Origin of the sequence: Erythrobacter litoralis HTCC2594 (genome assembly GCF_000013005.1) — a bacterium.
In the GTDB taxonomy this organism is placed as follows: Bacteria; Pseudomonadota; Alphaproteobacteria; order Sphingomonadales; family Sphingomonadaceae; genus Parerythrobacter; species Parerythrobacter litoralis_A.
The window spans coordinates 1,037,108-1,050,988 of the sequence record NC_007722.1 but is presented as its reverse complement, the minus strand read 5'-3'; the positions used below and the strand labels follow the sequence as shown (position 1 = coordinate 1,050,988).

At 64.1% G+C, this 13,881-nt stretch carries 10 protein-coding genes; 2 read left to right on the top strand and 8 right to left on the bottom strand.

The window, feature by feature from the left end; genetic code table 11:
• Nucleotides 1-60: 60 nt before the first annotated feature.
• Nucleotides 61-333: a hypothetical protein gene (locus EL2594_RS05020; RefSeq protein WP_011413946.1), complete on the bottom strand. Its 273-nt coding sequence runs from the start codon at nt 331-333 to the stop codon at nt 61-63.
• Between the two features lie 86 nt (nt 334-419).
• Between EL2594_RS05020 and argJ the strand changes: the two genes are divergently transcribed.
• Together argJ and EL2594_RS05010 are read left to right on the top strand one after the other, a co-directional pair.
• On the top strand, nt 420-1,646 hold the full coding sequence (argJ, locus tag EL2594_RS05015; RefSeq protein WP_041685088.1) for a bifunctional glutamate N-acetyltransferase/amino-acid acetyltransferase ArgJ: 1,227 nt from the start codon (nt 420-422) through the stop codon (nt 1,644-1,646).
• Nucleotides 1,643-2,455 (top strand): inositol monophosphatase family protein, encoded by an 813-nt coding sequence (locus tag EL2594_RS05010; protein ID WP_011413944.1) that lies wholly within the window; start codon nt 1,643-1,645, stop codon nt 2,453-2,455. Before argJ ends, EL2594_RS05010 begins: the two co-directional genes overlap by 4 nt.
• 27 nt (nt 2,456-2,482) lie before the next feature.
• Here EL2594_RS05010 and trxA read toward each other — a convergent pair whose 3' ends face one another.
• The 7 genes from trxA to EL2594_RS04975 all read right to left on the bottom strand — a co-directional run bounded on the left by trxA (nt 2,483) and on the right by EL2594_RS04975 (nt 13,797).
• The gene (trxA, locus tag EL2594_RS05005; protein ID WP_011413943.1) at nt 2,483-2,803 is read right to left on the bottom strand and encodes a thioredoxin; all 321 of its coding nucleotides are present in this window, start codon (nt 2,801-2,803) and stop codon (nt 2,483-2,485) included.
• An 80-nt stretch (nt 2,804-2,883) separates the two neighbouring features.
• A complete protein-coding gene (addA, locus tag EL2594_RS05000) occupies nt 2,884-6,336 on the bottom strand; it encodes a double-strand break repair helicase AddA (RefSeq protein ID WP_011413942.1) in 3,453 nt (1,150 codons plus the stop codon).
• Entirely contained in the window at nt 6,333-9,317 is a 2,985-nt protein-coding gene (locus EL2594_RS04995) for a PD-(D/E)XK nuclease family protein (RefSeq protein ID WP_011413941.1), read from the bottom strand. Before EL2594_RS04995 ends, addA begins: the two co-directional genes overlap by 4 nt.
• On the bottom strand, nt 9,310-10,026 hold the full coding sequence (locus EL2594_RS04990; RefSeq protein WP_011413940.1) for a nucleotidyltransferase family protein: 717 nt from the start codon (nt 10,024-10,026) through the stop codon (nt 9,310-9,312). The genes EL2594_RS04995 and EL2594_RS04990 overlap by 8 nt, the downstream gene beginning before the upstream one ends.
• Nucleotides 10,023-11,024 carry an aminoglycoside phosphotransferase family protein gene (locus EL2594_RS04985; RefSeq protein ID WP_011413939.1) on the bottom strand — a complete coding sequence of 334 codons (1,002 nt, stop codon included), beginning with the start codon at nt 11,022-11,024 and terminating at the stop codon, nt 10,023-10,025. Before EL2594_RS04985 ends, EL2594_RS04990 begins: the two co-directional genes overlap by 4 nt.
• Nucleotides 11,021-11,458 carry a tRNA (adenosine(37)-N6)-threonylcarbamoyltransferase complex ATPase subunit type 1 TsaE gene (gene tsaE, locus EL2594_RS04980; RefSeq protein WP_011413938.1) on the bottom strand — a complete coding sequence of 146 codons (438 nt, stop codon included), beginning with the start codon at nt 11,456-11,458 and terminating at the stop codon, nt 11,021-11,023. The genes EL2594_RS04985 and tsaE overlap by 4 nt, the downstream gene beginning before the upstream one ends.
• Nucleotides 11,455-13,797: a PAS domain-containing sensor histidine kinase gene (locus EL2594_RS04975; protein WP_011413937.1), complete on the bottom strand. Its 2,343-nt coding sequence runs from the start codon at nt 13,795-13,797 to the stop codon at nt 11,455-11,457. The genes tsaE and EL2594_RS04975 overlap by 4 nt, the downstream gene beginning before the upstream one ends.
• Nucleotides 13,798-13,881: the final 84 nt, after the last annotated feature.

The window sequence follows — 13,881 nt, the reverse complement described above, 5'->3', positions numbered from 1 at the left end:
GAGCCGCCCCCGGCATCGGCGCGAGGACGTTGAAACGAAGCGGGAATTTCAGGCGAGCGCCTATTCGTAGGCGCGGTCGCTGCCGAGCATGACGGTCGGCAGGTAAATCTTCACCGTCTTGCGGGGCGGACACGGCTTCACGCCTTCACGCCTGATCGGGCTGCGTTCGCTGTCCTTGGCAGTCCGGCACTCTTCGCGCTGATCCCGCTTTTCCGATTGGGAATCGCTCTGGACCTGCGGCCCGAACATCTCACCCATGGCTGCCTGCGCGGGCACGCCAACGGCGGCAAGCCCGGTCAGAAGCGCTAGCAAGGTGAGTATCTGGCGTCGCATAGAGTGGCTTAGATAAGCGCTTCGCCCGCAACCGTCCAGACGTCTGGGCGATTTACCCCGCTGAACGTCCCTACTATGGCGCACGCATGGACATTGCAATTTCCCCCCTGGCCCGGCCATTTCCGGAGATGCCCGCGATCGACGGCGTGACGCTGCGTACCGTGCGTGCAGGCTACAAGAACTGGGACAGGGCCGACTTGACTTACGCGGAGCTGGCCGAGGGCACTTCGGTTGCAGGCGTCTTTACACAAAGTGCCTGCGCATCCAGCGAAGTCGAACTGGCCCGCGAATACGTCCGGCAAGGCACGGCGCGCGCGCTGGTGGTTAATGCCGGCAATTCCAATGCCTTCACCGGTTATCGCGGACGCGAAGCTGTCGAGCGGATCATTGGCAAGGTGGCGGATCATCTGGATTGCGCGCACGAGCAGGTCTTCGTCTCCTCGACCGGCGTGATTGGCGTTCCTTTGCCCATCGACATCGCCGATGCGGGGCTGGAGGCGGCGTTCTCAGCCGAGCCGTGCGGTTGGGAAAATGCGGCACAGGCCATTTCGACGACCGATACATTTCCGAAGGGCGCGCATGCCTCCGCCATGGTCGGCGACATGCGCGTAGAGTTATGCGGGATCATCAAGGGCAGCGGGATGATCGCGCCCGACATGGCGACCATGCTGGGCTATGTGTTCACCGACGCAGCAGTCGACCCGGCATTTCTGCAGGCGCTGCTCGAGCGCGCCAATGCGAAGACCTTTTCCTGCATCACCGTCGATGGCGACACTTCGACCAGCGATACCGTGCTCGCCTTCGCCACAGGCAGGGCGGGCAATGCTACCCTTGCCTCGTTCGATGACCCCGGCGCCGATGCCTTTGCGGCAGCGCTCAACGATGTTTGTCGGCAACTCGCGCAGCTGGTCGTCCGCGACGGTGAAGGGGCGAGCAAGTTCATCGAGGTGTGTGTAAGCGGTGCATCGAGCGATGGAAGCGCCCATCGCATCGCTTTATCGGTTGCCAATTCGCCCCTCGTGAAGACGGCTATCGCCGGAGAGGATGCCAATTGGGGCCGCGTGGTCATGGCGGTCGGCAAGGCTGGCGAGCCGGCCGACAGGGACAGGCTCTCGATCGGCTTCGGCGGCCATTGGGCCGCGAAAGACGGGCAGCCGATCCCGGATTTCGACGAAGCCCCCCTCGCCGAGCATCTGAAGGGCGAGGAGATCAGCGTCGAAGTCGATCTAGGCATCGGCGATGGCAAAGCGACCGTGTGGACCTGCGACCTTACGCATGGCTACATCGCCATCAACGCCGACTACCGATCTTGAGTGCGCTCGACGACGAATTGCTCGACCTGTTTCGGTTCGCTGCCGAACGCTCGATCCTGCCGCGCTGGCAGAACCTGCGCAGCGACCAGATCGAGGAAAAGGCCAAGGGCGATCTCGTGACGGTGGTCGATCAAGAAGTCGAAGAGTTTCTCAGCGAAGCGCTCACGAAGTTACAGCCCGGCGTTGCCATCGTGGGAGAGGAAGCGGCGCATTCCGATCCGTCGGTGCTCGAACAGCTTTCAGGCCCCTGCTGGATCATCGACCCCATCGACGGCACGAGCAATTTCGCGCGCGGCGAAGGCCATTTCGCAATCATGCTCGCGCTGGCCGACGGCGGTGAGACGATTGCGAGCTGGATATACGATCCCGTCCGTCCTCGCCTGCTAACAGCGCGCAAGGGTGGCGGAGCGTTCCGCGACGGGGATCCGGTGAAAGCGTCTTCAGATGGAGAGACCCCACCGACTCTGTCGGCGATGACAAAATTTATGAATGACGAGCAACGCGCTCTGTTCGTGGCAGAGATCGTGCCTCACTACACTCTGGCCACAGCCCCAGGCGCAGCGGCGGAAGAATACCCGCGCGTCGCCTTCGGGGGCACCGACATCGCGATCTATGAGCGCACGCTGCCATGGGATCATGCCGCCGGGTGCCTGTTCCTCAACGAGGCAGGCGGAGTGTGCGCACGGCAGGACGGATCGCCCTATCGGGTCGACTCGGATCGCAAAGGGATGATTGCCGCCGCCAGCCAGGGCTTGTGGGACGAATTCGTCGCGCGGCTCGAGACCTTGGGCTTCCGCCCGGGCGGCTAGATCACCCGGGTCAGAAACCGCACCGGATCAGATTTCGCTTTCGATCCAGTCCTTGAGCTGGCTCTTGGGCGCAGCGCCGACCTTGCGGGCGACCGCTTCGCCGTTCTTGAACAGCACCATCAGCGGGATCGACTGCACACCCATCTCGCTCGCGGTGTCGGTATTTTCCATGATGTCCATCTTGGCGATGGTGACCTGCTCGCCCAGTTCCTCGCTGATTTCCTCCAACGCGGGGGCGATCATCTTGCAGGGACCGCACCATTCGGCCCAGAAATCGACCAGCACGGGCTTGTCGGATTCGAGGACATCGGCCTTGAAGCTGGCATCGGTGACGTTGACGGTGGCCATAACGGCAATCTCCTGTTGATTGGGTTCAATCTAGGGTGGCTGTTCGCCCGATCAAAGGGATCGGTGACAAAGCTTTCCCACTAACCCTGCAATGCCTCTTTGTGCGGTGCAAGGGTGGCGGCGGGTAGTGCGAACAATTGCGGGGTCTGGGTGTAAAGCACGCCCGCCCGCACGTTTTTATCCGGATAGATGCTTTCCAACGCCGCGACGTAGGCGGCCATCTGGCGAATAATCGACGCTGGAATGTCCTCGATTGCAGCCGGTGGACGCCGCGCAGTCTTGAAGTCGACCACCAGGACTTCGTCATCCGTGACTAGCAATCGGTCGGCGGTGCCCGCGATAACTTGCCCGGCAACAACTGCGGCCAGCGGCACCTCGGCTAAAGCGTCGGGCGCAAAGATCGGGGCGAAGCCGGGCTCGTCGAGAACAGCAAGCGCGCGGCAGAGCATCTCGTCGCGCTCATCGTCCGCAATCTCCGGTGCCTGCTGCGCCAACCACGCGCGCGCTCGCACTTCGCGCTCGGCGGGTGTGACATCGGGCAGTCGCTCCAGCAGGCTGTGCATCAGCACGCCGCGCCGCGCGGCTTGAGCGGCGATTTCCGGCGGCAAGGGCGGGCTGGCACCCTGCTCCTCGCCAGCCGAGGACGGCGCGAGCGGGCGCGGCGGTTTTGGTTCCGGCCCGATCGGCTGCGTGGCCCAATCCGGAAGGTTGATCTGCGCAGGTGGATCGACATCGCCGCTTGAAACGATCGGCTCAGGCAAAGCCCCTCGCTCCCGTCGCGCGCCCCAGATCGGATCGGCCAATGCGTCGTCCAAGAACAACGGCTCGAGGCGCGCATACCAACTATCTTCCGCCGGTCCTTTCTTCAGTTCGCGCTGTCCGAGCGCACCGCCGACATAGAGCGCCTCTTCCGCGCGGGTCATGGCGACGTAGAGCAAGCGCCAATGCTCCTCCCGCTCGGCGGCCTTGGCGGCCTGTTCCGCTTCGGCCACCGGGCCGTGCTTTTCGTCTTTCGGCAGCGCCGGGATCGGCACGCTCTTGCCGCTGGTATCTTCTTGCAGCTCCAGCCCGCCCGTGCGCGAAGCATCGGGGTTCCCGGTAGCATCGGCGAGTATCACGATAGGTGCCTGCAGGCCCTTCGAACCATGGACAGTCATCACCCGGACCAGCCCGTCATCACCGCCGGGCTCTCGTTTCAACTCGCCCTCGCCTGCATCGAACCACTGAATGAAGCCCTGCACGCTCGCCGTGTCGGTCGCCGAATAGGCAAAAGCGGCGTTGACCAGTTCATCAATCGGATCATTCGCTTCGCGCCCGAGCCGTGCGACAAGCTTTGCGCGACCTCGCCACGGGCCGGTCAGGATCCAGTGCAGCAACGCTTCGGGCAATTCATAGTCGACCCGCTGGAGGAGCTGGCGCAAGCGCTCAACCGTTTCAACGACGAAGGGATGCTCGCTTTTGCGGAGGTGATCCCACAAGCGGACCTTGTCGGGTCGATATCCGTGCTCGAGCAAATCCTCCTGCGACCAGCCGCCGAGCGGCGAGACCAGCAAGTTCGCCAGGCTGAGGTCATCAAGCGGCTGCGCGGCAAAGCGCAGCGCGGCCATCAGGTCCTTGACCGCCAGCGGCGCGCCCAGCCGAAGGCGATCGACACCGGCCACCGGCACGCCGCGCGCATGGAGGCGTGCCACGATCAGTCCTGCGAGCTCGCGGCGCTTGCGCACCAGCACCATGATGTCGCCGGGTCCTGCATTGCGCTTGGTGCCCTTGGCCAGTGGATGTCCCTTGTCGAGCCATTCGCGAACCTGGTCGGCGATTCGGTCCGCCATCGCGCGCTCGGGACCGGGCAGCCAGCCTTCCTCGCTGGGCTCCCCATCGTCCTCAGCGCCTGCGACGACCGGCTCCCACAGTGCGACGTATCCCGGCCGCGTATCGCCTTCGTGACGGTCGGCTTCGCGCTCCAGGCCGATCGATGTGTGGCCGATCGCCTCGATGGCATGATCGACGAAATCGAGCACCGGCTGCGCCGTGCGATAACTCCGGTCGAGGCCAAGGTCCTGCAACGCGCGCAGGTCGACCACCGGCTTGCTGCGTGTGTCGCGCGCCAGTGCCTCGGCATTGGCGATCGCTGCGTCGATCTCGCGTCGGTAAATCTCTTTCTGGGCGGCGAAATTCTGCGGGCTGGTGCCCTGGAAGCCGAAGATCGCTTGCTTGTAATCGCCGACGACGAAGATCGTGCGCAGCTTGTCTTCGCGCTGCCCGAAGCCGGTGAAGAAATCGCCTGTCAGCGCGCGGATAATATCCCATTGCGCCTGGTTGGTGTCCTGCGCTTCGTCGACGAGGATGTGATCGAATTGCCGGTCGAGCTTGTAGCGAATCCAGTCTGCCAGCGCGCTGTTCTTTAGCAATTGCGAGGCGCGGCGGATCTGGTCGTCGAAATCGATCAGCCCTTCGCGCCGCTTGCGATCGTCCCACGCCAGCGCGAAGTTACGGCCGAGCGTGAGCGCCGGGACGAGATACTCCGCCAGCGCGAGCAGGCCCATTTTTTCGTGCACGGCATTCACGGCATCGAGCACCGCCAGTGCTTGCGCTTCGTAACCCTCGTCGCGCTTGGCGATGTGGTGCAGGTTCTTGGGCTTTTCTCCCGTCGCCGTGAACAGGGTGCCATTGAAGACACCGATGCCGGCAAGCCGCGCCTTGGCGTCACCTGCCATCCAGTCACGCACAGCCTCGACGGCTTCGACAGCACCCTTGGTGCCCCAATCCTCCAGCGTTGCGATGCAATGCCGCAGTTCCGGCATGGCAAACGCGTCATCGCTGCAGAGAACGGCGACATCGTCTTCGCCATAGTCGGAAGGAAGGCCGAGCAGGCGCAGGACCCGCTCGCGCATCGGCGGCTGCCAGCCGTCGGACCCGGTCCACAGGTCGAGCGCATCGGCGCAGCGCATCAGCCATGATTTCGCGCCGTCGGGGCCATGCTTTATCGACAGCATCGCCAGCGCATCGAGATCGTCTTCTTCCGCTGCCAGAAGCAGTTCCGACAGTACTTCACGGGCCAGCAGCTCGCGCTCGCGATCTTCCATGGCGCGGGTGCCGGGGACCAGGTCCGATTCCTCCGGGAACGCAGCCAGCAGCCATTGGGAGAAGGCGTGGATCGTATCGATCCTGAGACCGCCGCCCGGGCAATCGAGCACCTTGGCGAACAGCGTCCGCGCCCGCGCCCGCGTCGCGTCATCGATCGGCGCGCCGATGGCCTTGAGATCGGCGGCCAGATCGCCGTCCTTCATCCGGACCCAGCTCGCCAGCACATCGTTGACGCGCGTCGCCATCTCGGCCGCGCCGGCCTTGGTGAAAGTCAGGCACAGCAGCGATTCCGGCTCGCAGTGCTTTTGCAGCAGCAGGCGCAACACGCGCGCCGACAGGACCTGCGTCTTGCCGGTCCCCGCGCTCGCGGAAAGCCACACGCTGTCGCGCGGATCGACGGCAGCGGCCTGGTTGCCCTCGAGCGGGAAAACGAGCTGCTTGCGGCTCATTCCTCCCTCCCTTGCCATTCATCGAGGCGCATCAGCTGGTCGTAGGTGTCGTACCCGGGCGCATCGGGATTAAGGCGCGCTGTGAAAGGCTCATCGCCGAGAACCCAGCGAGAGAGCGCGTCGTCGAGATAATCCGCGGCTTTCGGGAGAAATTCCTCGGGATCGATCCCGCTGCGCTTGCCGGAAATCTTCAGCGGCGTTTCGATATAGCCGAAGCCGGTCTCGTGCGTCGCGCTCTTGGCTTTGGCCAGCGACCAGTATTCGAACGCGGAAGCGGCACCATGGATGCCATGCTTGGCGAACCCGCCCTTGCCGACCATCAGGCCGAGCGTGCCCAATTGCAGCGCGTATCCTGCCTCCACCTGCGACCCGCTCGGCGGGCTGCCGGTCTTGTAATCGACCACCGCGAATGTGCCGTCGGCCAGGCGATCCAGCCTGTCGATCCGTCCGAAAATGGTCACGCCGCGATGCTCGATCTCGCCCCATTTCTCCCACAGCACGGGCGTACGATCCATATCGCCTTCGATCTCGCTCGCGACCCATTCGAGCGCTTTCATCAAGCGCGGCTCCCACAGGGCGCGTGTCAGCGGGTGGTGATCCATTTCGGTGAGCTTGGCCTTGGCGATATCTGGTAGGCTGCCGCCATGTTCATGCCAATGCTCGAGGATATCGTGCGCCAATTGCCCTTGCCACGCAGGCGTAGGCTCAGCGTCGAGACCGTCTAGCTCCTTCAATCGCAAAATTGCGCTGGCATAAAACTGGTAGGGGTCGGACCGCAGCCGGTCGAGCGCGGTAACGCTGATCCGTTCGCGCCGCTCCTCTGCGCTCGGCATCGGCTCGGGCCGCTGATAGCGCGGTTCGAGAGGAGCATCGTCGATACGTTCGGCGAGGCGCGGCAGGTCACGCTCTTCGTAACGCTCCAGCAACTCGCCCAGCAGCGCCTTGACCCGCAACAAGAAGCGCGACGGGATAGCCGGTCCTTCGGCATCGCGCTCCGACCGGCTCAGCAGCACTTCAGGCGCGCCCAGGGCCCCGGCAAGATCGTGCGCGGACAGGCCGATGCGGAAGTCGGCTCCGGGCACGCCGAGTGCTCGCAGGACCGGCGGGGCCAGCAGCGGATCGACCGAGGGACGCCCCGGCCAACTGCCTTCGTTCAAGCCAGCACAGATGACCAGGTCCGCCCGGCTCATGCGCGCTTCGAGCAAGCCGTAAATCGCTACCCGGGGGTGCCCGCCATAGGGCGGGCGCACCGCGACCTGGTCCATCGCATCGGTCAGGATCGCATGGGCGTCGGCGCGTCTGATCTGCGTTCCGACAGCGCGGGCATGCTGGCGCAGATCCTCCACCGTGGCCGAAAGCGCGCGCCCATCTTCCTGCGCCCATAGTGCCTCGCCGCATAGCGCCTCCCCCACAGCGGCGAGGGTGTCTAAACAATCGGCGAGCGAAAGAGGATCGTCCGTTCCTGCAAGCGGACCGAGCAACGCCTCCACCTCTTCCCACCAGTCGATGACCTGCGCCTCGCGCGCAACGGGGCGTATTGCCGCTAATCCCGGTGCTGGCCTCGACCCGCGTAGCTTGCGTTCAAGAGCGCGCAGGTCGCGCAGCCATTGCCGCCGCTCCTCGCCCTGTCGGACCAAGGGATGACCTAAAAGCGCCATCAGCGGAACCGGTGCCGCGTTCGTGCCCATGACTTCGGCCAGCAACAGGAACAGCCGTCCGGCGGTCGTCTGCGCGAGCGGCCGTCCTGCCGAATCATCGGCTTCGATGTTCCACCGCCGCAAATGATGGACGACACGCCGGGCCAGATTGCGATCGGGGGTGATCACCGCGACCCGCCGCTCGGGCTCAGCTAGCGCCTGACGTACAGCAAGCGCCACCGCCTGCGCTTCGGCTTCCGGATTGGGCAATTCCATCAGCCGAATACCCGACAGATGTCGTTTCTCGGACGGCAGGTCGACCCAGACCTTGCTCGCTTCCGGCGGCAGGAAGACCGCGCTGACCGCATGGCTGCGTTCGGACCGCGCAGCCCCTGAACCCTTGCGGTGCCAAGGCTGTATTTCATCGCGCGACACGCCCATGCGATTGAGCAGCAGCTTCAAGTGATATTGCGGATGCGTAACCGCGTCGTCCTTGGCGAAAGGCGCGCCGCCAGATGCGGCAGGCGCGCCGGCGCGGCCGAGCTCTTCCCACACGGCTGCGTCCATAGTCAGGTCGAGATCGGGAAGGATCACCGCACCCTGCGGCAATTCGGATACTACGCGCAGCAAGCGCGCGAGGGCCGGAGCAGCGCTGGTCACACCCGCAGCAACAATTGGGGTGGCCGGCGGTTCGGCCTTCCAGCGCTTCGCCGCTCGCTCGAACAGGCGATTGCGCCTGGCCGCGGCATCGAGTGCGCCGCGTTCACCAAGTTCTGCAAGCCAGAATTGCTGCACTTTCGCAAAGCGGCGAAGGTTGTCTTGCCAATGCTTGGCCAGATCGCGGTCGAACAGGTCGAGGACACGATCCTGCAGCAATTCCTCCGGTCCGATATCCTCGACCAGCAAGCGGTCCATGGTTTGCGCGGTCTCGCGAGCGAGCACGAACAGCGATGCTCCTTGCGGCGCGTCATCGCCCATTACGTCGCGCAGGACTTCAGCGAGCCGCAACCAGCGATAAGTCGGATCGACAGCAGGAGGGATGTCCGATGCGCCGAGCGGATCGAGCAAGCTGCCTAGGGTCTCGTCGAGGTCGAGATCGCCGATCGCCGCCATGCGGGGCATCAGCATCCCCTTCACGCCGATCTCGCCAAAATGCCGAATGAAAGCCTCGCTGACAGTCCGCATGGCGCGGGTGCTAGGAAGCAACAGGGTCAGCCGGGCCAGACCCAGGCCGTCCTCGGCGTAGCGGGGGACCAGCCCCGCCACCAAGGCATCGGCAAAGCCGCGATGGGCCGCGATCGAATAGACCTGCGGACCGGGTCGCGAGGCCTTGCCGTCAGGCACCCGCGAGCGCCTCCTCGGTCGGGCGGATCGCCTCCGGCGTGCCGACTTCGAACCACAATCCGGTAAACGGCAAACCGAACAGCCGCTCTTCCTCCAGCGCCCGGTTCCACAGGATGTTGGTCGAGAACTTGCCTTCCGGCGGATCGCGCAGCAGCCGATGCGAGACCACCTGAATACCGGTATAGATGAACGGCGCAATTCGGCCGGGCTGGCGACGCTTGATCCGGCCTTCCGGGTCGAGATAGAAATCGCCCTTCCCGGCAAAATTCATTGCCCGCGCATGCGGTACGACCAGCAACAGCGCATCCATACGCTCAGGGTCCCATCGCGCAGAGAGCTCGTGAAACGCGTTGCGCGGACCGTCGAGCCAGATGTTGTCTGAGTTGAGGCAGAAAAACGGGTCGGGCAACTGCGCCTGCGCCTTGATCATCCCGCCGCCGGTTTCCAGCAACAGGTCACGCTCGTCCGAGATCGTGATTGTGGGGTTGGCGCGTTCCAGCACGTGCGCTTCGAGCGCATCGGCAAGATAATGCAGATTGACGACGGCCTTGCTCACCCCGGCATCGGCCAGCCGGTCGAGTGTGTGATCGATCAAAGGCTTGCCAGCGACTCGCACCAGCGGTTTCGGCTGCGTCGCTGTCAGCGGACGCATGCGCTTGCCCATGCCTGCGGCCATGACCATCGCGGTGTCGGATACGAGCCTGCTCACGCGATTTTGCCTCCACCCGTCTCGCGCAATTGTGCCGGGATATTGGTGGCAAACCATTCTGCCACCGGGCCAAGCGCCGGGTGCTTCAAATCGCGCTCCATCGCCTCCCAGACGCGGGGGATGAAATCGAGGTAACGCGGCTTGCCATCGCGCTTGTAGAGCCGAGTGAAGATGCCGACGATCTTGGCGTTTCGCTGCGCGCCGAGCAGCGCGTAATCGGCATCGAAATGCTCGCCCACATCGACCTGCGCCTTGTAGCGCTCGAGCATTTGCGCTTCGAGCGCAGGCGCAACGTCTCGCCTCGCATCCTGCAGCAGCGATACGAGGTCGTAGGCCGGGTGGCCCGCCAATGCGTCCTGAAAATCGATCAGGCCTTGCTCGCCCGAACCATCTTCCGAGGGATCGAGCAGCATGATGTTCTCGGCATGGTAATCGCGCAGCACAGTCACGCCCTTGCCCTGCCGTTCCAGCAATGGCGCAAGCGCCGCGTGCCACGCAGCCTCGTACTGTGCGGCATCGACATCTAGACCCATAGTCGGCGTGTACCATTCGGTCAGCAGCTTGGCCTCGCGCACATAAGTCGCCAGATCGTAAGCGGGGAAGGGTCCGGCTTCTATACGATGGAGTGGAACGAGCGCATCGATGGCCGAAGCATAAGCGCCGTGCTCGCCTTCGGGATGGTCGTCCAGCCAGTCCCGCATCCTGTCATTGCCGAAGTCTTCGGTCAGCACCCAACCTGCGCCAGCATCTTCCGCAAAGATCTCCGGCGCTCGCAGCCCGTTATCATGCAGCCAATGCGCCACGTCGAGAAAGGGCTTCGGGTCTTCGTGCGGGGGCGGAGCGTGCATGAGCATCGCGCGCTCCCTGCCCTTGCGAAGGCGGAAATAGCGCCTGAAGCTGGCATCGCCCGGGATGGTATCGACGACGCATGCGGCCCAACCGGCGTGATCGAGAAACTCCTTGCCGCCGTCGGGCAGCGCATCGACGCTTTCGCTCATGGCATGCGCTCTAGCCAATCGGCACCGCCTTCGACAATCGCACGGCGGCCTTCGTCCATAATTTCCAACGTAATTGAAAGACATGCCGGCTCATTGGCAAAGCCGCCAGCCTTGTCAGGCCACTCGGCCAGCAGGACTGCACCCTCGCGGTAATCTTCTAGGCCGAGTTCTTCAATCTCGGACGGATCATCCAGCCGGTAGAAATCGGCATGCACGACTGGTGGATCGAGCGAATCGTAAGTCTCGATGATCGTGAATGTCGGCGAAGGTACTTCGCCCGCATACCCAAGCCCGTGCAGGATCGCGCGAGACAGCGTCGTTTTGCCTGCACCGAGCGTACCGGAAAGCGCAACGACATCGCCCACACCCAGTTTGGCAGCGATGCGCGCACCGAAGGCCTCGACGGCTGCAAGGTCGGGCAGCCGCACGATCACGGCAGCAGGATCGTCGCGCTAGTGCCGAGTCCGGTTTGCGACTGGATCGTGAGGTCTCCGCCGTGCGCTTCGATCAATTGCCGGGCAAGCGGGATGCCGAGCCCCTGCCGCCGCTCGATCCCCTCGCCATCCTCGCTTATGCGCAAACCTTCAAGCGCCCGGCGCAATTCCTCGCTCGACATGCCCGCGCCGTTATCCGACAAGACGATGCGGGTGCCCTCGGGTTTCTTGGCCAGATCGACCAGGATCTTGCCACCACGATCCGTCGCCACGATGGCATTGTCGAGCAGATGTCCAACCGCCCGCGCCAATTGTCGGCGATCGGCTTCGACCTTGATATTGGCTCCGCCGCGCAGATCGAGCGAGAGCCCCTTGGCCTCGATCTCTGCCTCGCGCTCGCGCACTACCTGTGTGACGAAAGGCTGCAGTTCGAGTTTTTCCTTCCGTAGCGGCAGAAGCCCGGCTTCGCTTTGCGAGAGGTCGAGGACATTCTCGACCTGCTCGGTCAGGCGTCCGACCGAGTCGAGGATTGCTTGCACATATTCCCTGCCTTGCGGTGACAGTTCGCCCGCGACACCACTCTCCAGCAGCTCGGCAAAGCCGCCGATCGAGGTCAGCGGCGTGCGGAATTCGTAGGACATATTGGCGAGGAAGCGTGTCTTGACCTGGTCCGCCTGTTCGAGCGCCTGGTTGCGTTCTCGCAGCGCCGTTTCCGCCTGTTCGTTGGCGGTCACATCGAGCGTGGTGAGCAAGCCATTCCCATCGGGCAACGGAACGCCGGCGAATTCGAGCGTGCGGCCATCGGCCAGCGCGACCCGGCTGCCGGTTTCGTTCCGGTCGAGCGTGGCCGTACGGATGACCTCACCGACCCGCTTGATATGTTTGGGTTTGGCCAGATTACCGGCGATTTCCTCGAGCATGGTGTCGACCAGTGGGTGCTCGTCCAGCGTTTCGGCTTCCACACCCCAAGTGCTCGCGAAGCTCCGGTTCCACAGCTGCAGATGACCGTCGGGAGCGAAAACTGCGAGCGCTTCGAACAAGCTGTCGAGCGTCGCCGTGCGTGTGCGCAGCAAGGTGTCGCGAGTGGCCGACAGCGCCAGCTGCTCGGTACGGTCCTCTGCGATGATGGCAAGGCCGCCATCGGGCATCGGTTGCGCCACGATGCGCAGGTGCGTCCCGTCGGACAGCGGCCATGCCTCTTCCTGCGTTTCGCCGCTCGCGAACCACTCGACATGCTCCTGCCGCCAAGCTGGAAAATCGCGAACTTCGGGCGTCCGCCCGGCATCGCGGGCCTCGCTGAGCAGGCGTTCGAAAGGCAAGCCGTCGGCCAACCCGCCGAGCCGCATATTGAAGATGCGGCGGAAAGGTTGATTGGCAAAAGTCAGCTTACGCTCGGCATCGAACTGCGCCACGCCGACCGACAGGCGATCGAGCATGTTGCGCTGCGCCTTGGCATAGGCCCGGTGCGCGCGCGCCTGCTCTTCCATCTCTTGGATGTCGACCGCGTATCCGGCAACGCCTTCTTCGCCCAACGGCAGGTCCGAGACGCGCAATGCGCGACGTTCGCCACCGATAGTCGCCTGGACGATCCGTTCGACCGATTGCTTGTGTTGGACCGCCTGCCCCGCGACCTGCGCCGCGCTGAGGCCGTCAACGCTTTCGATCAGTTCGACCTGTCCCTCGACGACGCCTTCGGCGCTTTCCGCGCCGACTGCTTCGACATAGGCGCTGTTGACGAGCCGTAACCGGGTGTCCGTGCCGCGAAACCACATCGGCATCGGTGCCGCTTCGATCAGGCCCACCAAAGCGGCAAAATCGCCTTTCGCCCGCGCCGATTCCTCGCGCATGCGGCTGAGTTCGGTCGCGCTTTCGCTGAAGTCGAAAACCCACACCAGGGCTGCTCCGCCGGGCGAAACCTGCGGATCCGCCAGAGTCCCACGCAATGCCAGGCTGCGCTGCGAGCCGGGCACAGTGATATTCATGCGAAATGGTGCAGCGGACTTTTGCGCGCGGCGCACCTTTTCCGATAGCTCGCTTAGCTGCGCCTTGGTCAGCCCGCGATCGTCGGCATCCGCCAGTTCGCTGAGGAATTGCGGCAATGCGTCGAAGCCGAGCCAGTGCGCGAGCCGATCCGACCCTTCGATGCGGCCGTCGGCGCGGACGAGCAAAGGGATCGCCGGGGCTTCATCGAGCAAGCGAGCCATGCGGCGCGCAGCCTTGCGCGTGCTTTCCGCCCCCTTGGCCTTCGCCCCTGCTGAAATCATGAGCCACGCAGCACCCACGGTCCAAGCGGCGAGCAGCAGACCAAGCAAGGCAATGATCGTGGGTGAAAGTTCCATGCGGCATTGCAGCTATGCCGCCCGGCGCGGCGATGCAACTGGCCAGAAAAGGAAAAGCCCCCGCAATCGCGAGGGCTTGTCCGT